Source organism: Bacillus sp. T33-2 (assembly GCF_002860205.1).
Lineage (GTDB): Bacteria > Bacillota > Bacilli > Bacillales > Cytobacillaceae > T33-2.
Window position 1 is genome coordinate 92,999 of record NZ_PGVB01000003.1, and the last position, 24,459, is coordinate 117,457.

At 43.0% G+C, this 24,459-nt stretch carries 24 protein-coding genes; 17 read left to right on the forward strand and 7 right to left on the reverse strand.

Features of this window, described 5'->3' with window-relative positions:
- Positions 1–4: 4 nt before the first annotated feature.
- The 4 genes from CVD19_RS02840 to CVD19_RS02855 all read left to right on the forward strand — a co-directional run bounded on the left by CVD19_RS02840 (position 5) and on the right by CVD19_RS02855 (position 5,155).
- Positions 5–832, forward strand: coding sequence for a MetQ/NlpA family ABC transporter substrate-binding protein (locus CVD19_RS02840; RefSeq protein ID WP_101580361.1), 828 nt, complete (start codon positions 5–7; stop codon positions 830–832).
- Between the two features lie 121 nt (positions 833–953).
- Complete coding sequence (locus CVD19_RS02845; protein ID WP_101580362.1) at positions 954–2,165, forward strand: M20 family metallopeptidase; 1,212 nt, start codon at positions 954–956, stop codon at positions 2,163–2,165.
- A 277-nt stretch (positions 2,166–2,442) separates the two neighbouring features.
- Entirely contained in the window at positions 2,443–3,411 is a 969-nt protein-coding gene (locus CVD19_RS02850; protein WP_101580363.1) for a carbohydrate kinase family protein, read from the forward strand.
- Between the two features lie 58 nt (positions 3,412–3,469).
- Complete coding sequence (locus CVD19_RS02855) at positions 3,470–5,155, forward strand: glycoside hydrolase family 13 protein (protein ID WP_101580364.1); 1,686 nt, start codon at positions 3,470–3,472, stop codon at positions 5,153–5,155.
- A gap of 149 nt (positions 5,156–5,304) precedes the next feature.
- On the opposite strand, the gene CVD19_RS02860 is transcribed toward CVD19_RS02855, so the two are convergent.
- The gene (locus CVD19_RS02860) at positions 5,305–6,273 is read right to left on the reverse strand and encodes a sugar phosphate isomerase/epimerase family protein (protein ID WP_101580365.1); all 969 of its coding nucleotides are present in this window, start codon (positions 6,271–6,273) and stop codon (positions 5,305–5,307) included.
- Between the two features lie 190 nt (positions 6,274–6,463).
- Between CVD19_RS02860 and CVD19_RS02865 the strand changes: the two genes are divergently transcribed.
- The 7 genes from CVD19_RS02865 (at position 6,464) to CVD19_RS02895 (ending at position 14,392) form a co-directional block, all read left to right on the forward strand.
- Positions 6,464–7,453: a LacI family DNA-binding transcriptional regulator gene (locus CVD19_RS02865; RefSeq protein WP_101580366.1), complete on the forward strand. Its 990-nt coding sequence runs from the start codon at positions 6,464–6,466 to the stop codon at positions 7,451–7,453.
- Between the two features lie 28 nt (positions 7,454–7,481).
- Positions 7,482–8,489 (forward strand): Gfo/Idh/MocA family protein, encoded by a 1,008-nt coding sequence (locus CVD19_RS02870; RefSeq protein WP_101580367.1) that lies wholly within the window; start codon positions 7,482–7,484, stop codon positions 8,487–8,489.
- A 195-nt stretch (positions 8,490–8,684) separates the two neighbouring features.
- Complete coding sequence (locus tag CVD19_RS02875; RefSeq protein WP_101580368.1) at positions 8,685–9,491, forward strand: sugar phosphate isomerase/epimerase family protein; 807 nt, start codon at positions 8,685–8,687, stop codon at positions 9,489–9,491.
- 24 nt (positions 9,492–9,515) lie between these two features.
- Complete coding sequence (locus tag CVD19_RS02880; RefSeq protein ID WP_101580369.1) at positions 9,516–10,514, forward strand: Gfo/Idh/MocA family protein; 999 nt, start codon at positions 9,516–9,518, stop codon at positions 10,512–10,514.
- 260 nt (positions 10,515–10,774) lie between these two features.
- Positions 10,775–11,749 carry an ABC transporter substrate-binding protein gene (locus tag CVD19_RS02885; protein ID WP_101580370.1) on the forward strand — a complete coding sequence of 325 codons (975 nt, stop codon included), beginning with the start codon at positions 10,775–10,777 and terminating at the stop codon, positions 11,747–11,749.
- A gap of 86 nt (positions 11,750–11,835) precedes the next feature.
- Positions 11,836–13,356: a sugar ABC transporter ATP-binding protein gene (locus CVD19_RS02890; protein ID WP_101580371.1), complete on the forward strand. Its 1,521-nt coding sequence runs from the start codon at positions 11,836–11,838 to the stop codon at positions 13,354–13,356.
- The gene (locus tag CVD19_RS02895; RefSeq protein ID WP_101580372.1) at positions 13,346–14,392 is read left to right on the forward strand and encodes an ABC transporter permease; all 1,047 of its coding nucleotides are present in this window, start codon (positions 13,346–13,348) and stop codon (positions 14,390–14,392) included. Before CVD19_RS02890 ends, CVD19_RS02895 begins: the two co-directional genes overlap by 11 nt.
- Positions 14,393–14,474: 82 nt before the next feature.
- On the opposite strand, the gene treR is transcribed toward CVD19_RS02895, so the two are convergent.
- From treR to CVD19_RS02925, 6 genes are all read right to left on the reverse strand, one after another.
- The gene (gene treR / locus CVD19_RS02900; RefSeq protein WP_101580373.1) at positions 14,475–15,191 is read right to left on the reverse strand and encodes a trehalose operon repressor; all 717 of its coding nucleotides are present in this window, start codon (positions 15,189–15,191) and stop codon (positions 14,475–14,477) included.
- 95 nt (positions 15,192–15,286) lie between these two features.
- Positions 15,287–16,714 carry a PTS system trehalose-specific EIIBC component gene (gene treP, locus CVD19_RS02905; protein WP_101580374.1) on the reverse strand — a complete coding sequence of 476 codons (1,428 nt, stop codon included), beginning with the start codon at positions 16,712–16,714 and terminating at the stop codon, positions 15,287–15,289.
- Between the two features lie 405 nt (positions 16,715–17,119).
- Positions 17,120–18,157, reverse strand: coding sequence for an OmpL47-type beta-barrel domain-containing protein (locus CVD19_RS02910; protein WP_101580375.1), 1,038 nt, complete (start codon positions 18,155–18,157; stop codon positions 17,120–17,122).
- A 42-nt stretch (positions 18,158–18,199) separates the two neighbouring features.
- A complete protein-coding gene (locus tag CVD19_RS02915; RefSeq protein ID WP_101580376.1) occupies positions 18,200–18,838 on the reverse strand; it encodes a superoxide dismutase family protein in 639 nt (212 codons plus the stop codon).
- A 129-nt stretch (positions 18,839–18,967) separates the two neighbouring features.
- A complete protein-coding gene (locus CVD19_RS02920; protein ID WP_101580377.1) occupies positions 18,968–19,156 on the reverse strand; it encodes a hypothetical protein in 189 nt (62 codons plus the stop codon).
- 230 nt (positions 19,157–19,386) lie between these two features.
- Entirely contained in the window at positions 19,387–19,638 is a 252-nt protein-coding gene (locus CVD19_RS02925) for a hypothetical protein (protein WP_101580378.1), read from the reverse strand.
- Between the two features lie 388 nt (positions 19,639–20,026).
- On the opposite strand from CVD19_RS02925, the gene tapA reads away from it, so the two are divergent.
- The 6 genes from tapA to CVD19_RS02955 all read left to right on the forward strand — a co-directional run bounded on the left by tapA (position 20,027) and on the right by CVD19_RS02955 (position 24,325).
- On the forward strand, positions 20,027–20,878 hold the full coding sequence (gene tapA / locus CVD19_RS02930) for an amyloid fiber anchoring/assembly protein TapA (RefSeq protein ID WP_101580379.1): 852 nt from the start codon (positions 20,027–20,029) through the stop codon (positions 20,876–20,878).
- A 25-nt stretch (positions 20,879–20,903) separates the two neighbouring features.
- Positions 20,904–21,473 carry a signal peptidase I SipW gene (sipW, locus tag CVD19_RS02935; RefSeq protein WP_101580380.1) on the forward strand — a complete coding sequence of 190 codons (570 nt, stop codon included), beginning with the start codon at positions 20,904–20,906 and terminating at the stop codon, positions 21,471–21,473.
- Positions 21,474–21,569: 96 nt separating this feature from the next.
- Entirely contained in the window at positions 21,570–22,169 is a 600-nt protein-coding gene (locus tag CVD19_RS02940; protein WP_101580381.1) for a CalY family protein, read from the forward strand.
- Positions 22,170–22,257: 88 nt separating this feature from the next.
- Positions 22,258–23,016: an LPXTG cell wall anchor domain-containing protein gene (locus CVD19_RS02945; protein ID WP_101580382.1), complete on the forward strand. Its 759-nt coding sequence runs from the start codon at positions 22,258–22,260 to the stop codon at positions 23,014–23,016.
- Positions 23,017–23,019: 3 nt separating this feature from the next.
- On the forward strand, positions 23,020–23,625 hold the full coding sequence (locus CVD19_RS02950; protein WP_101580383.1) for a class D sortase: 606 nt from the start codon (positions 23,020–23,022) through the stop codon (positions 23,623–23,625).
- Positions 23,626–23,704: 79 nt separating this feature from the next.
- Positions 23,705–24,325 carry a TVP38/TMEM64 family protein gene (locus CVD19_RS02955; protein ID WP_101580384.1) on the forward strand — a complete coding sequence of 207 codons (621 nt, stop codon included), beginning with the start codon at positions 23,705–23,707 and terminating at the stop codon, positions 24,323–24,325.
- The last annotated feature ends 134 nt before the right edge of the window (positions 24,326–24,459 follow it).

The following is a 24,459-nucleotide window of genomic DNA, read 5'->3' on the forward strand; positions in this document are numbered from 1 at the left end:
CATCATGAAAAAACTTTTACTATCCATCATTATTTTGGCGCTGGCGGTTTTTGGCGCAGGCTGCTCAGGAACAACAGACGGCAAGGAAAATGTCAAGGTGAAGCTTGGAATCAGCGGCACTGATACCCGTATATGGGATTTCGTTGCAAAAAAGGCTGAAAAAGAAGGCATTGAAATTGAAATCGTGAAATTCTCTGACTATGTTGCACCGAACACTGCACTGGCTGAAGGTGAACTTGATGTTAACGCATTCCAGACGGTCGCATACTTTGATGTGTTCATTAAGGAACACAAGCTTGACCTTGTGCCAATCGCAACTACAGTGCTTGCCCCTATGGGGATTTACTCTGATAAGTACAAGGATGTGAAGGATATTCCACAGGGCGCAAAAATTGCCCTTCCTAACGATACTTCAAATCAGGGCAGGGCGTTGCTGCTTCTTCAAGAGGCTGGCCTGGTCAAATTGGCTGATGATTTCGATCCCAATGGTTCTTACGACCAAATTGTTGAAAACCCGAAAAAACTTGAAATTGTGCCAGTTGTGCCAGCCCAGACACCAAGGGTAATGGCGGATGTTGCCGCTTCTGTCATCAACAATGGCATCGCTGTCGATGCAGGTCTCACTCCGCTTAAAGACGCCATTTACCATGAGAGTGAAACAGCGACTCCATACATCAATATCATTGCGACAAGAGAAGAAGACAAGGACAACAAAACGCTGAAGAGGATTGCCGAGCTTTACCAGGAGGATGACACAGCTGAGTTCATCGAGAAAGAATACAAAGGCAATATGATCCCGACATTCGTTCCTTTGAGCAAGATTGGCTGGTAATTGAAAGGCCCGGGTGCTGTTGAAAACTACACCCGAAACCGCAGTTGCAGCGATCAGAAAGACACGGGCGGGGGAAGCGAAACACCCCTGTCAGGAGATAAACCAACCGGGAGATGATCTTATGTCCAACGCCGAAACAGCCGGGCAGCGCGCCCGAATCATCGAGAGCATTGAGGGCTCGAAAGACCTTTATATCCAGACAAGCCAAACCATCCACGCAAACCCTGAAATAGGGAACCAGGAGTATTTTGCTTCCCGCACCCTGACAGAAATCCTTGAGAACGCCGGGTTTGCTGTCACGAGAGATGTAGCCGGCCATGAAACAGGGTTTGTCGCCAGGAAAACTGCCTCAAAACCGGGGCCGAAAATCGGTTTTCTGGCAGAGTATGATGCCCTGCCAGGCCTTGGCCACGCCTGCGGCCACAATATTATCGGCACAACAAGTGTTGCAGCCGGAATCGCCTTGGCGGAACTCATCGAAGAAACTGGCGGCGATGTAGTTGTTTTCGGGACACCGGCTGAGGAAGGCGGCCCGAACGGCAGTGCGAAAGGAAGCTTTGTAAAACATCACCTGTTCGACGATATCGATGCCGCGTTCATGATACATCCTAGTGGCAAAACAGGTTTGACCGGCCCGACGCTTGCGGTTGATCCTTTGGACTTCCATTTCTACGGAAGGGCTGCCCATGCATCAGGTTCACCGGAAAAAGGCATCAACGCCCTTGACGCTGTCATTCAATTGTTCAACGGAATCAACGCATTAAGGCAGCAGCTGCCAACCGATGTCCGTATCCATGGAATCATCACCCATGGCGGCGACGCACCGAACATCATTCCGGATTACGCATCAGCCAGGTTCTACATTAGGGCAAGCACTTGGGCGTTCTGTGAAGAAGTGTCTGCAAAGGTCCGCAACATCGCGGAAGGCGCTGCCCTTGCGACAGGTGCGACAGTAAAGGTTGAAAGGTTCCAGAATGAAGTCCATGATTTCATCCTGAATTCTGCGCTTGATAAAATTTTGGGTGAAGAACTTGAACTGCTTGGTGAAAAGGTCTACCGGGAAAAAGGGAAAGGTATCGGCTCAACAGATGCAGGCAACGTCAGCCATGTAACGCCAACTGCCCATCCCTATATAAAAATCGGGCCGGATGACCTTATTGCCCATACGAATGAATTTAGAGAATCCGCCGGTTCCCCGCAAGGTGACCAGGCATTGTTAACCGGAGCGAAAGCCCTCGCCCTGTCGGCACATCGCCTGTTGACAGACGAAGAGCTGCTTCGGAAAGTGAAGCTCGATTTTGAGAAAGCCAAGAATCCGGAAGTTGTTGCTTAAAAGCAAAAAGCGGTACCAAAACAGTCTGTCTGTTTTGGTGCCGCTTTTTTATTAGAGAACGATTCTATTGCCCGTCGAAGTATCCTTGCAGAAGGTTCTCCAGGATAAAAAGGATGACGGGTACTCCATCACCGTGTACGAAAAATGTAAATAAAGGATTCGTACAATAACTTAAACTGACAAGTGTATTGATGTATACTTTGGTTAAACAATTAAGTATAAACAGCTATGGCCGTGACAAAGAACGAATATAAAAATGGGTTTCGAGGTGGAAATGGTGGGGCGTTTATTTTCAATAGGTGAAGTATTAATTGATTTCGTTCCTCTGCAAAAAGGCAGAGCTTTAAAGGATGTCATTTCATTTGAGCGTGCACCCGGCGCACCTGCAAATGTGGCAGCTGCCGTTGCAAAATACGGCGGGACTTCGTCGATGATCACAAAGCTTGGGGCCGATGCGTTTGGGGACTTCCTCCTCGAGCAGCTGCAAGACGCGGGCGTCCAGACAGATAAAATTACAAGGACAACAGAGGCTAATACAGGCCTCGCTTTTGTATCATTGCGTGAAGACGGAGAACGGGATTTTTCATTTTACCGGAAACCGTCGGCGGATTTGCTGCTGACAGAGGAAGAAATCGAAGCGGAATGGTTCGCAAGCAATGATATCCTTCATTTTTGCTCTGTTGATTTAGTAGACAGCCCGATGAAACAGGCACATGTCAAGGCGATCGAGTCAGTGAAGGCGGCAGGGGGCATCATCAGCTTTGACCCAAATGTACGACTCCCGCTGTGGGACGATCCGCAGGAGTGCAGGAACACAATACTGTCATTTATCCCGCTCGCCCATATCGTGAAAATTTCTGATGAAGAACTCGAATTTATCACAGGCATGTCCGATATAGACGAAGCGATTGCCTCCATTTTCACCGGCGATGTAAAGGCGGTCGTTTTTACAAAAGGCGCAAACGGTGCTGCCTTATATGTAAATGGAAAGAAATATGAATCAAAGGGCTTCCGGGTTGAGGTGCAGGATACGACAGGCGCCGGGGATGCCTTTATCGGCGGCCTGCTGTCTCAGTTGCTGGACATGAACACGGCACAGCAGACGCTGGAGGCAACCCTCGAAAGCTGCCATGAGCTTATTCTGTCCATTGCCAATGCCAGTGGCGCGCTGACGACAACGGGTAAAGGGGCAATTTCCGCCCTTCCGGAAAAGCAAGAGGTTGAACAGCTCATCAAAGCACGGTAGAATACCATTAGACCCCTCCAACTTGGGGGCCGGTACATAGTAAAAGGAGCGACAGGTGATGAAAGCGAAAAAATGGTGGAAAGAAAGTGTCATCTATCAAATATATCCCCGCAGCTTCATGGACAGCAACGGCGATGGCATCGGTGATATCCGCGGGATCATCTCCAAGCTGGATTATTTAAAAAAACTCGGTATTGATGTTGTCTGGCTGTCTCCTGTCTATAAATCTCCAAATGATGACAATGGCTATGATATCAGTGATTATGAAGACATAATGGACGAGTTTGGAACGATGGAGGATTGGGAGGAACTGCTGGATGAAATGCACAAGCGCGGCATCAAGCTTGTCATGGACCTGGTCGTGAACCACACTTCCGACGAGCATCCTTGGTTTATCGAATCCCGTAAATCAAAGGAGAATCCATATCGTGACTACTATATTTGGCGTCCTGCTGTCGATGGAAAAGAACCGACTGACTGGGAATCGATATTCAGCGGCCCGGCCTGGGAGCTTGACGACGAAACCGGTGAATATTATCTCCATATGTTCTCGAAAAAGCAGCCGGATTTGAATTGGGAAAACCGGCAGCTACGGGAAGACATCTACAAAATGATGAGATTCTGGCTCGATAAAGGCGTGGACGGGTTCCGTATGGATGTTATCAACATGATATCGAAAAAGGAATTCCTGGCACCGTATGAAGACTTTTTGGCTGGCAATGCGGTCAATGCAGACTACGAACCGGATGGTGCGCGGGTGCATGATTTCCTTCAGGAAATGAACAGGCAGGTACTGTCCAAGTACGACATCATGACGGTCGGCGAATGCCCCAGTGTCACACCTGAACAGGCCGAGCTGTACACTGGGGAAAACCGTGAAGAGCTGAATATGGTATTCCAATTTGAGCATATGAGCCTTGATAAACAGCGGGGCAAAAGTAAATGGGATCTGAAGCCTCTTGATTTGAAGGATTTAAAGCAAAATTTATCGAAATGGCAAAAACAGCTTGAGAATAAGGGCTGGAACAGTCTGTATTGGAACAACCATGACCAGCCGAGGATTGTATCCCGCTTCGGAAATGATAAAGAGTACCGGGTAGAGTCAGCGAAGATGCTTGGCACACTCCTCCATATGATGCAAGGGACTCCATATATTTATCAGGGAGAAGAAATCGGCATGACCAATGTCCGATTCCCATCCATTGATGATTATAACGATATTGAGAGTCTAAACATGTACAAGGAAAGAGTGCTCGAGCAGGGCTATGATGCTGCAGATGTGATGGAATCGATTTATGTAAAGGGGCGGGACAATGCCCGGACTCCTATGCAGTGGGATGATTCAGACAATGCAGGGTTTACGTCAGGCAAACCATGGCTGCAGCTGAACCCCAACTACACCCGCATCAATGTACGGCAAGCGCTGCAGGATGAAGATTCCATCTTTTATCATTATAAAAAATTGATAGAACTCCGCAAGCAGCATGAAATTATTGTTTACGGATCGTACGACCTAATCCTCGAAGACGATGAGTCCATTTTCGCATACACCCGGAAATTGGGGGACGAGCTGCTGGTCGTGATCAATAATTTTTATGAAAAAGAAACAATTTTCGAGCTTCCGAAAGATATTCAATACAACAATGCTGAGCTTTTAATTAGTAATTATGATGTTGAAACAGGACAACGCTTGGACCGGATCAAGCTTCGTCCTTATGAATCGTTGGTTTATAAATGTAATTAAGCAACAGGGTGCCGTATCCCCGATTGCGTCCCTATCCGGATGGTATTGATAATATAACATTTAATCCGGGAAACCTAATTCTGTCTGTAAATATGCTGGGCGGGCCAATTTTTATATATTGGCCCGTTTAAGCATGTAAATCGAGCGGCTTATGTCCACCACATATCACCGACAGCTTCTTTGACCATCACAGGCAGAAGGGTTTCGACCGCTTTGGAAAAACCTTCATCAATGGACATTAAACCGTCTTCGTGTTCGATGCTGACAACATAATCATACCCATAAAGCCTTAGCGCACTGATCATATCAGCCCAAACTTTCGCTTCGTGGCCAAATCCAACCGTACGGAAATACCAGGCCCGGTTCCTCATATCATTGTAAGATGTCATATCTGTTAGACCATTTCGGTTCATATTGGGCTGGTCAATGATGGTGTCTTTGGCATGGAAATGGTGGATCGCATTTTCACGCCCCAAAATTTTAATTGCCTCTACTGGATCGATGCCTTGCCACCACATATGGCTTGGATCAAGATTGGCGCCGATGGCCGGGCCACATGCTTCCCGTAATCTAAGTAGGGTGGCAGGTGTATGTACCGAAAATCCGCCGTGCAATTCAAGTCCAATTTTAACATGATGCTTTTCGGCAAATGCTGCTTTCTCTCTCCAATACGGAATGATTTTTTCTTCCCACTGCCATTTTAAAATTTCCTGGTAATCGTTTGGCCATGGAGAGACAGGCCAGTTCGGATATTTCGCATTTTCATGGTCACCGGGACAGCCTGAAAAAGTATTGACGACTTGAACCCCAAGTTTGCCAGCTAATTGAACCGTTTTATTGAAAAGGGCATTGGCTTGTTCAGCAATGTGTTTCTGTGGATGAAGCGGATTTCCATGGCAGCTTAACGCACTTATGGTCAGTCCCTTGCTTGAGATTTTGCTTAAAAAGTTATTCTGCTTCTGTTCGTCCGCCAGCAATTCATCCACTTTGCAATGGGCATCTCCAGGATAGCCGCCTGTACCCAGTTCTATAGCTTCAATTCCTTTTGAGGTAACATGGTCCAGCATTTCATCCAGTGTTTTATCAGAGAACAAAACGGTAAAAACGCCTAACTTCATAAAAGAACCTCCTTAAAAGAATGGTTGTAATCCATTACATTTATATTATAACGTAAGCGCATACATTATCAATCTATAAACTACTCTAGGTATGGTTGTTGACATTTTAGCAGGTTGATTTTATAATTTTCAGTAAATATGTAAACGATTACAAAAAATATTCGAATATTAATTGTGAGTGTGAGGCATCATGGCCAATATCCAACAAGTAGCTCTAAGAGCTGGTGTTTCCGTTGCCACGGTTTCAAGAGTGCTTAATAATGTATCATCGGTAAGTCCGAAAACAAGGCTTAAAGTAGAAAGTGCCATTAAAGAGCTCAACTATGCTCCAAGCATGCTGGGAAAAAATCTGCGGAATTCAGAAAGCCGCCTGTTGCTTGTATTGATCCCCAGCATATCAAATCCCTTTTATACCGGAATTATCAACGGGATTGAAAATGTTGCGATTATGAACGATTACAGCATTCTGCTATGTGAAACAGACTCAAATCCGCAGCGGGAAAACATTTATTTTAACATGGTAAAAAATAAGCTCGCAGACGGGATCATTTCGATGGACCCGGCAGTCAATAAGCAGAAGCTGAATGAACTGGCTGAAAACCACTCGATTATCCTGTGCAGTGAGTACGATGAAGACGGTACGATTCCATACGTCACCATCGATAGCGAACTTGCGGCCTATCATGCTGTCAAACATTTGATTAAGCTTGGGCACACAGAAATAGCACTTATCAATTCAGATGAAAAATTTTTATATGCCCGCCAGCGCAGGAGTGGTTATGAAAAGGCATTAAAAGAGTTTGCCCTTCCGATCCGATGCGAATGGATTTATAACACGGAACATCTCGATTTTGAAAATGGCGTTCATGCCATGAGAAAGCTGCTGCAGCTAAAAGAGAAACCGTCCGCAATTTTTGCCGTTTCCGATACGTTGGCTATTGGAGCATTAAAAGAAATAAACGCAGTCGGGTTAAAAGTTCCTGACGATATAGCAGTTGTTGGTTTTGACAAGATCAGCTTTTCCAACATGACGAATCCAACACTTACTACTGTTGCCCAGCCAATGTATAAAATGGGGACTACCGCAGCGAATATGCTAATTAACAGCATTAAAGGAAATACCGTTGAAAGTGTCATTTTGGATCATGAACTTGTCATCCGTGAATCAACAATGGGATAGAAAATAAATAAGAAGGAGGATATGGACTGTGGGAATTAGCGTAGGTATCATTGGATGCGGGTCGATAGCAAGATTTCGTCATGCACCAGAGTATAAAGCCAATCCAAATGTTGATGAGATTGTCTTCTTTGACAGGAATCCGGAGAGAGCAAAACAACTTGCAATGGAATTTGGTGGACGTGCGGTCGAAACAGTGGAGGAACTTTTGCAGGATCCAGACGTTGTGGCAATCAGTGATTGTTCATCCAATGAAGCACATCATATTAATTCAGCGAATGCATTGTTGAATGGCAAGCATGTACTATGTGAAAAGCCGTTGGCGATCAACGTGCAATCCGCACAAACAATCCTTGAAGCTCAGGCAGTATCCGGAAAAAAATTAATGGTGGATCATAACCAGCGGTTTACAAAAGCCCACCAAAAAGCAAAGAAAATAATCGAAAGCAAAGAATTGGGCGAGGTACTCACTTTCAAGACTTCCTTTGGCCATCAAGGCCCTGAAAGCTGGGGTGTTGAGAAATCCAATGCAACATGGTTTTTTAAAAAGGAGCGCTCTTACTCAGGTGTAGCAGGTGACTTGGGAATACATAAAATCGATTTGATCCACTATCTGCTGGACGATGAAATTGAAGATGTCCATGCATTTTATGGCGCGCTTGATAAAGTAGATGAGAGCGGTAGTCCGATTGAAGTTTGTGACAATGTGGTATGTGCACTTAAGACGAAAAAAGGCCGATTGGGTACCGCTTCTTTTTCATGGACATATTACGGGTCAGAGGATAACTCGACAACGATCTACTGCCAGAAAGGGATTATCAAAATCTATCAGCATCCAATACATCAGCTGATTATCGAGATGAAAGACGGGTCAGGAGTCAAATATGAGTTGGAGCCAATGCAGACAAACGACAACCAAACCAGTACAGGCGTGATCGACTCGTTTATCGAATCAATTATTGAGGACAAAGAGCCAGTGGTTAATGGCAGCCAGGCACTTGCGACGATGAGAGTGATTGAAAAGATCCTTGGTGAGTAAAAACCATCCTATCCTTCTTTTTTTATTCTAAGGTTCAAATACAATGAATATTAAATATTAGGGACCGTTGACTGAATAATCAAAATACAATAAGATAAATGTAACGGATTACATAATGGTTTTGAACAAAAGCTTAATAGATTAAATGAATGATTTTTTGTTAATTGTAATCAATTACATTGAAGGAGGGGTGTCATGCTGGAACAGCTTGCTATCAATTCTAATACGTATCACGGGTTCTCATTGGAGGATGCAGTAAAAGGGGCAAGTCAGGCAGGATTTACCCGGATCGAACTGGCTGCAGTGAAAGACCATACTCCCCATGTTTTGCCAGAAATGTCGCCGACAGAACGAAACGATATCAAGCAACTGCTAATGGATTACGGGATGAAATGCGTGGGGATAGGGGCACACAGTAACGTCATGCGGGAAGAAGGAGTTGAAAACCTGTTCAAAAGCATTGACCTGGCTGTGGAATTTGATTGCAAGTATATCATAACAGCTACTGGTGATGCCCATGGTGATACAGATGTGATTGAAGATGAACAATTGTTGGCGGCGAATTTGAAACCCATCATCGAGAGGTGCGAAAAGTTTAACAAAACGCTTGTTTTTGAAACGCACGGAAATAACTATCCAACTGGTACTTCCTTGAAAAAACTGGCCCGGTCACTAAATAACCGAGTCAAAATCAATTATGATACCGCCAATGTGATTTTCTATGGCAATATTTTGCCCTACGATGATCTGGAAGCTTCTGTGGCTTACGTGGAATTCATGCACTTGAAGGATAAGCTTGGTGTTTACAACGAGTGGAATTTCCCGGCAATCGGCGATGGGGAGCTGGATTTCCACAGGATATTTGGAACGCTTAAAAAATTCAACTTTAAGGGACCGATTAGTGTAGAGGTTGAATTTACACCTTCAGGTCCAGCCAATCTTGAGGAAGTTAACGATAGTGTTAAAAGGTCTTTCAGCTATCTTTCGAAAATAATCGGTTGATTGAGGAGGTTGGAAGAATAGGAAATGATGAACATCGGACTTGTTGGTTTAGGGTTTATAGGCAGAACTCATTTGGAAGCATACAGTCATATTGATAATTGCCAGGTGAAGGCAATCTGTACAAGGAGTCTGTCTAACAGGTCACAAGTAACCAGCAGTTATACTGGTTCCTTTGTGACAGAATATGATGAGCTGTTAAATGATCCGGAAATCGGGATCATCGATATCTGCCTCCCTACCTATCTGCATGAGGAATATATTATAAGGGCCGCGAACGCCGGAAAAAACATCATCTGTGAAAAGCCGCTGACATTGACGCTCGAGTCTGCTAAGCGAATTAACGACGCAGTAAGTAAAAATAAAGTGCTTTTATTTGTCGCCCATGTACTGAGGTTTTGGCCGGAGTACAAGGCCATTAAATCGTATAGTCAAAGTGGCAAATTAAGAGACATTGAGATTGTCCATGCAAAACGGCTGGGCGAGGCACCTAAATGGAGCAGCTGGTTCCAATACCCGGAGAAAAGCGGCGGTGCATTATACGATTTGCATTTGCATGACATTGATTTTGTTTATTACCTGCTTGGCGAGGCCGAAACCGTCTATGCTGTCGGAAACAAGAACGAGTTCGGGGCATGGGATCATGTCATGACGACACTTTCTTTCAAAAATAAAAGCGTGGCTTTTGTCGAAGCATCGCAGCGAATGCCGACGGGGTTTCCATTTACAATGTCATTTCGGGCACAAACACGCCAGAGTGCGCTGCATTTTCATGTAGCTGCAGGTGAAAATATCGAAAACATGAATGACAGTGATAAAAAGTTCGAATTATACACCGAACAAGAGAAGCTCCTTGTCCAAATAGAATCCGAGGATCCATTTCGAAATGAACTATCCTATTTTGTAAATTGCTTGGAGAAGAATGAGGATAACCTGGTCATCCCTTTAGACGAGGTTTTATACACCCTTAAGTTATTGAAAGCAATCGAAACTTCCCTGGCAACAGGACAAGTAGTTAAAGTATAGCAGACTTGTTTTTTTCTGATAGAGTGCCAGTCATCAACTGTATATATATATATTATAACTTTAATAATAGGGCAACAGAGCCGTTCCAGGGGACGAAGGACTTCGGATTGAAGAATAACTTTACACCTCTTTTGAAAGCGCTTAATTGAATTGGTGATGTATAAATTTTAAGTCAAATCAATAGAAACATTGAATTTTTTATGCAAGGTTTCAAGTCTATTTATAATAGATTACTAAATTTATACTTAGGGGGTTATTTGATGAAAAAGGCTTTGTCAGTCGTATTGTTATTCTTATTAATGATCGTACCAGTTCTGGCCGGGTGCGGCGATTCAAAAACGTCAGGTGGTGGCGCCTCGGTAGAAAAAGGGGAGAAAAAGCACAAGATTGGCATTCTTGCACCAGCAGTGACACATGGCTGGGTAGCTGCAGTTGCTTACCATGCGGAAGCCCGGGCCAAAGAATTGTCCGATGAAGTAGAGTACAAGATTCAGACAAGCAATAATGCGGAAGAGATGACATCCCAATTGGATGACCTTAAGACATGGGGAGCCGAAGCAATTGTTGCTTTTCCGCAATGGGAAGGCATGGAGGTGCCAATTCAGCAGGCAAAGGATGAAGGCATCAAAATTGTAAACTTTGACATTGAAATTGACGTGGATGGCGTTTACCGTGTTGCCGGTGACAATAAGGATATGGGTGTTCAGGGAGCTAAATATATCGTAGACAAAATTGGCAAAGAAGGAAATGTTGTCATCCTGGAAGTACCTTCCGCAGGTTCTGTTTCAGAGCTTAGAAAAGAGGGCTTTGTCACTACTCTGAAAGAAATCGCGCCTGATATGAAAACAGAGACTTATGCAACCCAGTTTACGAGAGAAGATGGCTTGAAGGACTTCTCTGATATTTTGACAAAGAATCCAAAGATTGATGCGGTTTATTCCATGGATGATGAAACCTCTATCGGTGTCCTGCAGGCCATTAAAGAAGCTGGAAGGAAGGATATTAAGGTTGTCACCGGAGGAGGCGGCATGCAGGAATACTTCAAGATGATGCCTGAAAATAAAGATATCTGGATCGAGTCGGCACTTTACAGCCCAGCCATGGTGAAAGACGCCGTAGATGTCGCCCTGAAGCTGTTAAAAGATGAAAAGGTTGATGAAGAGACGATAATACCTACCACTATCGTAGACAGGGAAAATTACCAGGAATTCCTTGACGAAGGCTCACCTTATTAATTATTTCATAGGAATGAAAACAGAAAAAAGGAGAGGTTATGGCCAAGCTGTAGCCTCTCTTTTAACAGAGGTGTGGATTTGATGTCATGATAGTCGAAATGAATAATATTAAAAAGTTTTTTGATAGCAACCATGTGCTTAAGGATGTATCGATCACCCTAAGGGGTGGGGAAATTGTTGCCTTTTTGGGTGAAAATGGTGCTGGCAAATCGACATTGATGAACATACTGGGTGGAGTCCATCAGATGGATGAAGGTACCATTACCCTGGACGGCAAACAGGTTGTGTTCAGCACACCAAGGCAATCGCAGGAAGCCGGCATTGCTTTTATCCATCAGGAGCTGAATCTGATCAATGATTTACCAATATTTGAAAACATGTTCCTGGGCAGGGAGTTAAAGACAAAAAGAGGCAGCCTTGATGTTGAAAGAATGATTAACGAAACAGAAAAACTGTTCCGGCAAATGGACGTCCATTTGGATCCGAAAACGATGGTTCGTGATCTGGATGCCTCCTATAAGCAGATTGTTGAAATATGCCGGGCAATGATGATGAATGCATCGATCATTATCATGGATGAGCCGACTACTTCTTTAACGGATAAGGAAATTGCACGGGTTTTTAAAATGATGAGAACGTTGAAAGACAAAAATGTTGGGATCATTTTCATCTCACATAAACTCAATGAAGTCATGGAAGTTTGCGAGAGATACACGGTGCTCAAGGATGGCAAGCTCGTGGCAGAAGGAAATGTCAGTGAAGTAACTACTGATGACCTCGCCCGTTTCATGGTGGGATATGACGTGCGAACAGAACCATTTTTACGCGAGAAAAGTTTGGGAAATGAAGTATTGCGGGTTGAGGGACTTACAAATAACGGTATATTCAGGGATATCAGCTTTTCGGTAACAGCTGGAGAAATTCTTGGGGTTACAGGCTTGCTTGGTGATGGAAGAAGTGAACTGTTCCAGGCCATTTTTGGAGCCGAAAAAGTGTCATCAGGCAAAATTTTTCTCAATGGGAAAGAAGTAACCATCAATAGCACTACACAAGCCATCAGGGAAGGGATTGCCTATGTGCCAAGGAACAGAAAAGAAAATGCGATCATCAAGGATATGAACATTTTTGAAAATGCCTCGATAGTAACCTGGCCCAAATTTTCAAAGCGTGGTGTCATTCATACACAAAGACATGAAGAGATTTTCGAAAAACTACGTGCAACGCTGAAAATAAAAATGGGAAAGATTACCGATAGCATCAATAGTCTGTCTGGGGGGAACCAGCAAAAGGTTGTCCTGGCCAAATGGCTTTCCGCCAACCCTAAACTGCTTATTTTAGACAACCCCACCCAAGGTGTAGATGTGGGGGCGAAAGAAGATATTTATGATATCATCCTAAAACTTGCTGAAGATAATATCGCAATTGTCGTACTTTCCAGTGAAGGGCAGGAGATTATCCGGATTTGTGACCGTGCGCTTGTGATGTATCATGGAACGGTTCAGGGTGAAGTGGCTGGAGAGACCATGAATGAACAAACAATCATGAGCCTTGCTACGGGTGGACATCTGAATGAAGTAGGAGAGAGGGACACGAATCGTGCAAATTGAACGTGAAAAAAACAATCCGAATGTTTTAGTGTGGGCAAGAAGGAAATGGACGCAAGATCCGCTGTTCAGTACTGCCATCGCCTTTTTGGTCATGGTCTTATTGCAGACATGGATTTTGGGCTTTGAATATGATTCCTTTGGGAGTTGGTTTGATTCCTGGACAAACAACTGGATTAACCTGCTGCGTAATAATGCGGGAGTTGGCATCATTGCGTTGGGCATGACACTGGTGATCATGACAGGAGGCATAGATCTGTCTGTCGGGTCTACTTTGGTTGCCGCTGGTGCTTTTGGTATGGTGCTTCTTGATACCAGTTCCAGGGGGATCTTGGGGATGCTGGGATTGACAGGAATCCCTGCTTTTGTTGCAACAATCCTGTTGGTGGTAGTATTGGGATATTTGTTGGGATTATTGATTGGCGTCACCATTACAAAAGGTAAGACCCCTCCATTTATCGCCACATTGGGTGCAATGATGATTTTCAGAAGTCTTACCCAGCATTTCATGCAAGGGTATAATCCGACAGTACCACGGGAATTCTTGTCGATTTCCAGCTTTAGTATTGGCGGTTATATGATCATGCCGATTGTATATTGGGCAATCATCACGTTAAACCTTTACTATGTATCAAAACGAACCGTGTTTGGCAGACAAATCATAGCTGTAGGTTCAAATGAGAGGTCTGCACGGCTTTCCGGCGTCAATGTGGAAAAAGTGAAGTTGCGAGTGTACATACTGATGGGAGTTTTAGTTTCCATTGCATCGATCATTCAAGTTTCCCGTATTGGTTCGATGGATTTTGCCAATGCCGGTAGGGGAATAGAAATGGATGCTATCGCTGCTGCAGTAGTCGGTGGAACGAGCATGAGCGGCGGCCGGGGCATTATCATGGGCACCGTTTTTGGAATGTTGATTATCGCCGTGATGAACAATCTATTAAATTTATTCGGTGTGCCGCCATTCTTGAGAGAAGCATTCAAGGGGTTCATTGTCATTGGCGCCGTGCTTTTGCAAAGAAAAGAAAAAACAGTTTAATAGCAAGGCATTATGTAAAAACATTCATCTGGAATATTGAACAAATGAAAAGGGTGGCCTCCTATCTGGAAGACCACACTTTTTATTTATGCGTTCTCCGGGCAAAGTCGACAAACCTGAATTTGTCGGGCCGGTGCCTTGATTCTGTATATTGGAAAAGGCTGGCGTCATCCAGGTGAACGTAATTCTTGATGACTACCATATTATGAAAGCCTTCTAGGTCCAAAAGGGTCCGGTCCTCCATAGTAGGCTCTACTACAACGATTTCTTTTCTGGCAAAGCTGATTGTCAGGTTCAGTTCTTTTTCAAGGTATTGATAAATCGAGTCTGCACAGATGTCTTCAGTCAGTGTGGGAACGTACTTTTTACTTAAGTAGTCCTTATCCAGAATAATTTTTTCCCCGCCCATTTCCCTCGATCTAACAATCTTCCAAACCTGATCCTTAACACCTAAATGGAGCTGCTGCCTTATATAGCTGTCAGGGGTTATCAAGGACAATTCATTCACAATCGTTTTCGGCTTGTTGCCCATTTTTTCAGCCAGTTCTTTAAAGCTGACCAGGCCGGAAACCGGAAAATCAAACTTGTTGATGTCGATGACCATCGACCCTTTGCCCCTCAATTTTTGGATATACCCATTCTGCGACAGCAAATTCAACGCTTTTCTAATCGTTTCCCTTGATGTATCAAACTGGTCTTTCAGTTCATTTTCAGAAGGAAGCAGGGTATTGGGAGGGATCTCACCGCTTTTAATCTGGTCTACTATCGAGTTGTAGATGGTTAAATACTTATTTGTCATAAAGGATCACCAATTATTTTATTAAAATCATACGGAATCGCTTACATTGAATTTTAAAAAAGAAGGGAGACCTGCTCCCTCCTTAATCATACCATTTATTTTTTCGCAAAAGTAAACTTATTCATTTTCGTTTTTGCAAACACAACTGTCAGGATGAATGGGATCACAATTGCAACAACCATTCCGACTGCGAACATGCCCCAGTCTTGAGCCTGGATGGAAAGAATTCCAGGAAGGCCGCCAACGCCGATTGAGTTGGCCATAACGCCTGTTCCCACTGATACAACAGCTGCGAACAGGGAACCGATCATCGCTGCAAGGAACGGAAAGCCGTATTTCAGGTTGATACCGAACATCGCAGGCTCCGTTACACCAAGGTAACAAGAGATTGCTGCCGGGATGGATACTTGCTTCTCTTCTTCATTCTTTCTATTGATGTAGATCATCGCAAGAACAGCCGAACCTTGGGCAATGTTGGACAATGCAATCATTGGCCACAGGTTTGTCCCGTTAAATTCACTCATCAGTTGAAGGTCAATCGCATTTGTCATGTGGTGCAAGCCTGTGATGACAAGTGGTGCATAAGCAAATCCAAAGATTGCCGCGAACAACCAGCCAAATGCAGATGTCAAGCCTGCATATACTACATCAGAAATTGCAGAACCCATTGTCCAGCCGATCGGGCCAAGGACTGTGTGGGCAATTAAAACTGTAGGAATTAACGCAAAGAACGGTACGACAATCATAGAGATTGAGTTTGGAACAATGTCACGCAGTTTTCTTTCCAGGAAAGCCAACACGAATCCAGCAAGGATGGCCGGAATGACCTGTGCCTGGTAACCAATCATTTCAATTTCAGCAAAACCGAAGTTCCATGTCGGGATTTCTTTCGCGCCTGCTACTCCGTAAGCATTTAGAAGCTGTGGAGATACAAGCGTGATACCAAGGACGATACCGAGAATTTGGGAAGTCCCCATTTTCCTGGTGATCGCCCATGTAATTCCGACAGGCAGGAAGTGGAACACCGCTTCACCAATCAGCCAAAGGAATGCATGGACACCAGCCCAAAACTGGGAAACCTCGATGATGGATTTCGTGCCATTTTCCAGAAGCTTAATGTCACCGATTACATTTCGGAAACCAAGGATCAAACCACCGACAACAAGCGCCGGAATTAATGGAGTAAAGATATCAGCAAGATGGGCAATCATCCTTTGCAGCCAGTTCATGTTCTGCTGAGCCGCAACCTTTGCTGCTTCCTTGGAAGTACCATCGACACCGGCAAGTTTGACGAATTCATTATAGAAGTTGGATACATCATTTCCGATGATAACCTGGAATTGACCCGCCTGGGTGAATGTACCCTTTACAAGATTAATAGATTCAATCGCTTTTACATCAGCCTTGCTTGGATCATTTAAAACAAACCGCATTCTTGTCACACAATGGGTAACGGCTGCAATGTTTTCTTTGCCTCCAATGTGTTCAAGTAAATCCTTGGATGGTTCTGTGAACTTACTCATTTGTATTTCCCCCTGTTGAAATTGGATTTACTCCAATTCTTTCAAAATATTTATCAAATCTATATTTACAGGTTAATGTGTGCGTTTACAAAACTATTGGTTCCTGTATATACAAGCTTTGATTACGTTTTCATTTTATCCTGTATATACAACCTTGTCAACAAAGAAAATTGTGGGAGATTGTTAAGAAGCAAATGCTGTGTCCATGCATTTTTTAAATACCCAGTTTAATAGTGTGGTATAGATAAAAACATCACTTTTTTCTATAAGAACGAAGAGATGGAGGTATGAGGAAGGGTGAGACAGCTAGAAGTGGTGATAGAAGAAATTACTTCTCTCCATGAGGTATTTTGGTGCAAACCAAAACCGCCGGTAATCCGGCGGCTTTGGTCTTATCTCAATATCTCAACGGCTTAAATTAAGGATAAAGCGAACCATGTCTTGGGCAGTCGTCATCGTTTTATTAATTGGGCCGACTGTGCCACGTGAATTATTAATATAAACGTTCTCAAGCTGGTAGCCACTCTCTGTTACACCAATCGTTTTAGCGTCTTCTATATTTCCAGACTTGTCAACACTGCGGTACTGAAGCTGCTCGTCAAATTTAAGTGAAACAGGGTTTGTATAAGTCATCCAATCTCCGCCATTTATCCGGTATTCTGTATTTTCTACTCCTGAATCATTATCAGCAGCGCTTAATATTACACTGAGGCGATTCATTACCACAGATAACGTTGCATTTGTCACTGGAGCCTCGTTATCAACATTCACTTCACCATAACGAATCTGTGCAACCGCAAAACCATGAGTATCACCACTAGCACTGCGGATAACCACACGATCGAATGGTGTTTCCGATGTTGCCCCAAACACCTTAATGCCTCCGTTTGTTAGGGATGTAAGTAAGCTTTGAGTTAAGCTTCCAACAAGTGTTGTTCCTGAGTAATAATCAACCATGTAGCTATATGTTCCATAAGTATTTGGACTCAGCTCAAATCCAAATGTTTTTGTAGGTTGAGACAAATTCCATGTTACTTCATTCTTATAATCTGAAAAAAGAACTTGCGGGTAACGGGATTCAGTATCTGGTCCCCAATCAGCTTCCCAAGAATCCCGCACTTGCCGTCTTTCCATTGGTGAGCTGAAAGAAATAGTCTGGACACCATCTGTTACAGAATTGTACATATTGTAGTTGAAAAGATGCGAGATATCAATTTTACTCGTATTACTTGTGTATTCTGATGTCGGTGTAGTAATTGGGGTGATGTTTCCAGTGACTTGCAGATTCGCAGTTTGCAACGTGTTTGACTTCAAAAGGGAATGAGATTGTGGCGAACTTGCCGGATCAGTTGCCGAACCAGTGTCACTGGCAGCAAAGATCGTTGTAGGTATTAAAAGTGCACATGTTAAAACTCCTGCAGATAAAACCTTTTTCATCTTCATGTTTCCATCTCCCAATATTGTATTTGTTTATAATTAAACCTCTTAGTTAAGAGGGGATTTTAAATCATTTGAACTGAATATATTGCCTCCTGCGATTCTTGCGCCTGAGTTGCCGGAAGGATCGGTTATGCCGTCATCTTCTGCAGCATGTATGATCAGGGATCTCCCGACGATGCTGTTAAGTGCTCCTTCTTTAAGAGTTATGTTATCGAGAAGAATCATTTGATCAACTTTTCCATTTGCATCGGCAACTAAATTCGGCATGTCTCCCAGATGGGCGCCGGCACGATTTTCGTGTCCATGTTGGTGTCCAGTTGGATTAAAATGCCCCCCTGCGGTAGCGAAATCATTTTTCAAAATTGGGTCTTGATGAATATGAAATCCGTGCTTGCCAGGAGTTAGACCAGAAGCACGCACCTTCAAAAATACATGATTGTCTAATTGGGCAAAGGCAGCTGTCCCTATTGTATCTCCATGGATATCCTTTAGTTCAACAACTGTTGTGTTGACTGGAGGCTGTATCTTCTGATGAGAGTCATGTTCATCATCACTAGCAGCTATGCGGGTTGTGATAACAGAAGGCTGTATTTTCTGATGAGAGTCCTTTTCATTAGCAGCAGTTGCTATCCCAGTGATGACAACCGGTGTAATAAGCATCAGCAGTGAGGTGATTTTCTTCATAGTAATCCTCCTGACATTCTTTCATAACACATTGCCCATGAAAGAAAGTTATAGATAAAAAGCGATGAAAAAGGAGTACCTAACTAGATTTTTTAGGTACTCCTTGGTTTACTTCCAAGCTTCTCTGGCTTATCTTGGTTCTTCAGTTGGAAGCTTGATTTGGGCAAGTTCTCCGAGTCCTTCCATACCGTAGCCTACTGCAACAATTGAACCGTCTTCTTTTTCGATCACTGCATAACCGCAACAATCAAAAATAATCAGGCCTCTTAATGTTCCTTGCACTCTGTACGATTCGTGATGGCCTTCGGTTAGGTCCATTGTGTGGATATTGTTGGCTGTATAAAGAATTACTTCACTGCCGTTTTGTACAGCATAATGGTGCCCCGTTTTACTTACAATTCTCTCTTGTGGTGTATAAAAAATCCTGCCTGAATCGTATGCTTCAATATTGTTAGTTCCATAACTGCCATCGTCAAACTTTTCCCAAAGGTCACTATAAATCTTGTAACCCCGAGTGAAGCTAGGACTTTCAACCGCGATGAGCGGTGCTACCAGCTCAGTCCCTTCATGTAGACAAATCCATCAGCTAAAGTTCCTTTTTGAGGTGCGCCCTTTGTTAAAAACATCCTATTAGTGTTGTTAAAAACCGTAATGTTTTTGCCTGTGTCCAAAGCAGAATATGCCCCCTCACGGTCCGCCTTAAGACCACGCACTTCCTGTACATCAGCACTCGCAATTGTCGGCAGAGCCATGATTGATGCCAGAGCAATTCCCGAAAGTACTTTAACCACTTTCTTCATCATATTCCTCCTTTCTGATTTCTTAAAAAGAACGGAACATACTTTATTAAGAATGTTGATACAACTACTATCTTAAGTAAATGGTATCTGTTTGTAAATCCTTATTTTTTTAAATTTTTAGACATATACTTTTCCTTAATGAAAATTTTGTTCAACACCACAAAACGAGTGGTTTATCTTCTATAATATTGTGCTTCCATTTGTTCAATTTAAAGAACTAAATGTTCCTAAAAAAATACGAAAAACTAAGAAAAACAGAGATAAAGTGATAAATCAGGTGGTTTAGGTGAGAAAAAGAGGAAATTTGGCCGTATTTGAATGTTTTTAATACCGCTAGCCACACATATAATAACAACTATAGAAATTGTTCTTTTTAACGAACCTCATAATGCTAAAAAAAGAACATATATATCCTACAGTTCAACTGAAGGAGGGAATTAACATCAGACTGGCACGAATACGAAAATTTAGGAATAAGAATTGGTCCTTTTTCATCCTTGTACAAATTACAACCATTTTTTACATATTCGCCTTTACCCTGATTTATATGTTGGGATCTACCAATGCATACTTCAATGACCGGGTCGGGGCGATTGGGGCCATAACAGCTGGCACTTGGGAGACATCTCCACCGGAGGAAGTTTGGGATAAAAGCTCTCTTGCTTTTACAGGAGCAGTGTCTAATCAAGATAAAAATATTTCTGCAGCAATCAAAAATAATGGAAACGATATGGCTGGCTCAGTTCCTTATGAAATTTGGTGGGCTGAGAAGGGGAATCCAAAAGAAGGAACAAAGATTGGGGACGGCACGGTGCCCGCATTAAAAAGCGGGGAAGTTTTCAATTTGAAGTTCACAACCCAAAAGCCTGGAAATTATATGTTCAAGGCATACCAACGGCCTAATCATGGTGATTCAAATAACAACAAAGACAATAAAAATAATGGAAATGTTGAGGGAGCTTTGTGGAGTACGCAAATCACCGTAGCTGATTCAAACCATGGTTTACAGGTGGTTCCAGAAAAGGGAACTGAACAAAAAGTGCAAAATGATACTCCTGTTCATCAACAACCGGTAGAAAGTAACAGTCCACCGAACGATACAGAAGCTCAACAAAGTATAGAAACCGAAGCGCCGAAGAGTGAAGACACCTCACAAATACAGTCTGAAGAAGTGAAGGCTCATACTGAACAAAATGTGAATGAAGCAGATGTCACACAGTCTGAAAGCCAAATTCCATAAAAACTTTAACTAGAGGTGAATACAATTGGCAAAAGCAAAAATCTGGATTAGTAGACTCATAAGTTACTTGTTACTTGCGACACTATTGTTCATGGCATTTGTTGTCATTTCGTCAAAAGCATCCGGCGGGGAGCCCAGTATATTAGGTTACCAGTTGAAAACAGTTTTATCCGGATCCATGGAACCAGGGATTAAAACAGGATCGATCATTGCCATTAAGCCTGGTGGTGACATGGCCCGGTTTCAAACAGGTGACGTCATTACCTTTATGGATGGCCCGGATAGATTGATCACTCACAGAGTTGAAGAAGTGAAGGGTGAAGGTAAGCAAATTCAATATATCACTAAAGGTGACAATAATGACGCAGCAGATCCAACACCCGTTTTATCAGAGAACGTAGTAGGTGAGTATAAAGGTTTGACCATTCCTTTTATTGGATATGGCATGAATTTTGCCCAATCCAAGGAGGGAGCAGCACTCCTTCTGGTTCTGCCTGGCGCACTGCTGTTAATTTACTCCGGATTCACTATTTGGAAAGCAATACGCGAGGTAGAAGCCACAAAGAAAAATGAAATGCCACCAGTAAACAATTAAGGCTGGTTGTACTCTGCTAAAGGATAAACCCTTTGGCAGGTTCAATATAAAAAAATTACATACCCATTAATAAAGGGTGACAGGAGGAAGTTTTAAATGAGTTTGAAAAAGAAATTAGGCATGGGTGTAGCATCAGCAGCATTGGGTCTGTCTTTAATCGGTGGAGGAACTTACGCTTACTTCAGTGACACAGAAATAACAAACAACACTTTTGCAGCAGGTACGCTTGATTTAGTAGCAAACCCTACAACAATTATCGATGTTGATAACATCAAGCCTGGGGACACAATGCTTCGTTCATTTGAACTTCAAAACAATGGGACATTGGATATCAAAAATGTCGTGCTGAACACTGCCTATGAGGTAAATGATGCTAATGGAAACAATGCAGGTGCGGATTTTGGTGAACACATCCGAGTAAACTTCTTATTCAACATTGACAAGCTGGATGTGCCGGTTTGGTCAACAACACTTGCTGATCTGAGAAGCATGGATCCGAAGGCAGTTAAAAATCAATTTGAGACCCTGTTTGGCGATCAGTGGGGAACAAGAGGACTTGCGGCTGGATCGAGTGACTTGTTATATGTGCAATTTGAATTTGTAGACAATGGAGAAGACCAAAACGTATTCCAAGGTGACTCTTTAAGCTTAGAGTGGAAATTTACAGCGAGTCAAAAGGCTGGATCTGAAATATAAAACTTTCATTAACAACAGGTGGGAGGAACATTTCCCACCTTTTTTACAAGACCAAGCCTCTAAACCTTAATTAATGAGAGGTATTACTATGAATTTAAATTCTAAGAGATTTAAGTTAATACTATTATATAGCGCACTTTTACTAACGGTTATTGTTATTTTACCAATGGGAAAAACAGGTGCAGATACATCGCCCCCAGTGATTGATATATCCGTATCACCAGCGCCCTATTTATTTGAACTTAGCAACCTAAAACCCGGTGACTGGGCAACCCGTACATTAATTATTCAAAACCAGGGAAACCAGGACTTTACATACTTAATGAAAGCAAAGCGGGAATCAGGATCTGAAAAGCTATATAACCAGTTGTTGCTTCAAGTGAATGATTCCCAAAAAACATTATATGATGGTAAGTTAAGTGGTTATGAGGGAATTGACTCAAGGGCGCTTAAACATTCAGATGAAGAAAAACTGGAATTTACGGTAAAGTTTCCAGACGAATCGGGAAATGAGTACCAAGGTGTTGCAACAGAAGTGGCGTTTCATTTTCAAACAGATGGAACAATTCCAGCAAATCCCCCAGCAGATCCGGCAACACCTGCAGACCCAGTAAAACCAACACCGGCTGACCCAGGTACACCAACAAATCCGGCAGCACCCACAGATCAGGGTAATTCAAGTGGGGCGGGAAATTCTAATGCTGCTGCGTCTGATAACACACTCCCGAAAACAGGGGAATCAAACCCGTTATTCATCATGGTATTAGGGTTTCTCATTACGGCTTCGGGTGTCACATTGCTGTTAATTAAACGTCCTCATGTAAAAAAATTGTTTAACAGGGGCTAGCCCATGAAGTTAGCCTCCTCCTTTTTTCTAATTACTGTCGGTATTATTATCATGTTTTCACCAAAACTGATTTCTCTCTATCACTCATACGAAGAAGAACAATTAATCTCAACCTGGCAAGAAACGAAAAGAGATAAAGTGATTGCTCAATACAATGGACTAGAAGAGGTCTTTGCTGCTGTTGATGCTGAATCAACCAACAAACCTGATGCAGGAGAAATGCTGGGTACGTTACATATAGAAAAAATCGATTTATTGTTGCCTGTAGTAGAAGGGGCTACTCAGGACAACCTTAAAACAGCAGCTGGACATTTGACAGGAACCTCGTACCCGGGACAGAAAGGGAATGCAGCCATCGCTGCCCACCGCAGCTATACATTTGGCAGGCAATTTAACCGTTTGAACGAACTGGAGAAAGAGGATGTAATTTTAATTGAAACAAAGACAGAAATTTATACCTATGTAGTATTTAAGAAGAGTATAGTGTCCCCGACGGATATGGAAGTGTTGGATGAGCAGGGGGGCATAGGCGTGTTAACTTTAATTACATGCGAACCAATCAAAAACCCAACCAAAAGGTTAATTGTTCAGGCACGGCTGACTACATGAGGATGTCCCAAAATGAGCGGAAACTTGGTAGAATGTAAATAAAGGATCGCTTTCAGAAGATCACCAGGGGAGCAAATGCATGAAACAGTATTTTGTCATTTTGTTAATGATCGTCATAGCAGTGTTTGGGTACTTTGAGAAGGATACGCTATTGGCTGTTATCGAGGCTAATGGCCCAACAGCCATTCCGGTAAGCATTATGCTGGTAGGCTTACTGGTTTTTTTTCCGGTTATACCATATCCTTTGTTGGCGGGGCTGATTGGCTCTATTTTTGGCGTTTGGCAGGGTCTTGGCATTTCCCTTGTCGGGATTGCAATAGGCACCTTGATTATGTTTTCTATGGCCCGGTATGGATTTCAGAATTGGGCGCAGAAGACATTGGAAAAGTACCCAAAGGCAAAGGAGTATGAAAATTTATTTAACCAGAATGCTTTTTTGGGGATTTTAATTGTGCGCATTATTCCTGTCATTCCGTCTCCGGTAGTGAATATTCTTTGTGGAGTCAGTACTGTTTCCTGGATGAAGTTTTTAGTTGCATCATTAATAGGTAAACTTCCGGCAGTCTTTATTTTTACCTTTGCAGGGAGTCTTTTTGAAGATAACAAGAAGCTGTCCTTCCTGATTTACGGGGTTTATTTCGTAGTTATCATGCTGCTCGTAAGCTTAAAGATTAAAAGGGGCCAGGAGCTAAATACTTAATCCCCCGCCTTTTTGCGACCGTGGTGCGTAGCAGAGAACAATATACAAAAAAAGACATTCCAATAAAGAATGGAGACTGCTGAAAATATAAGCCTTTAAATTTACTGCAATGAAATTAAAAAGATTAGGGGATG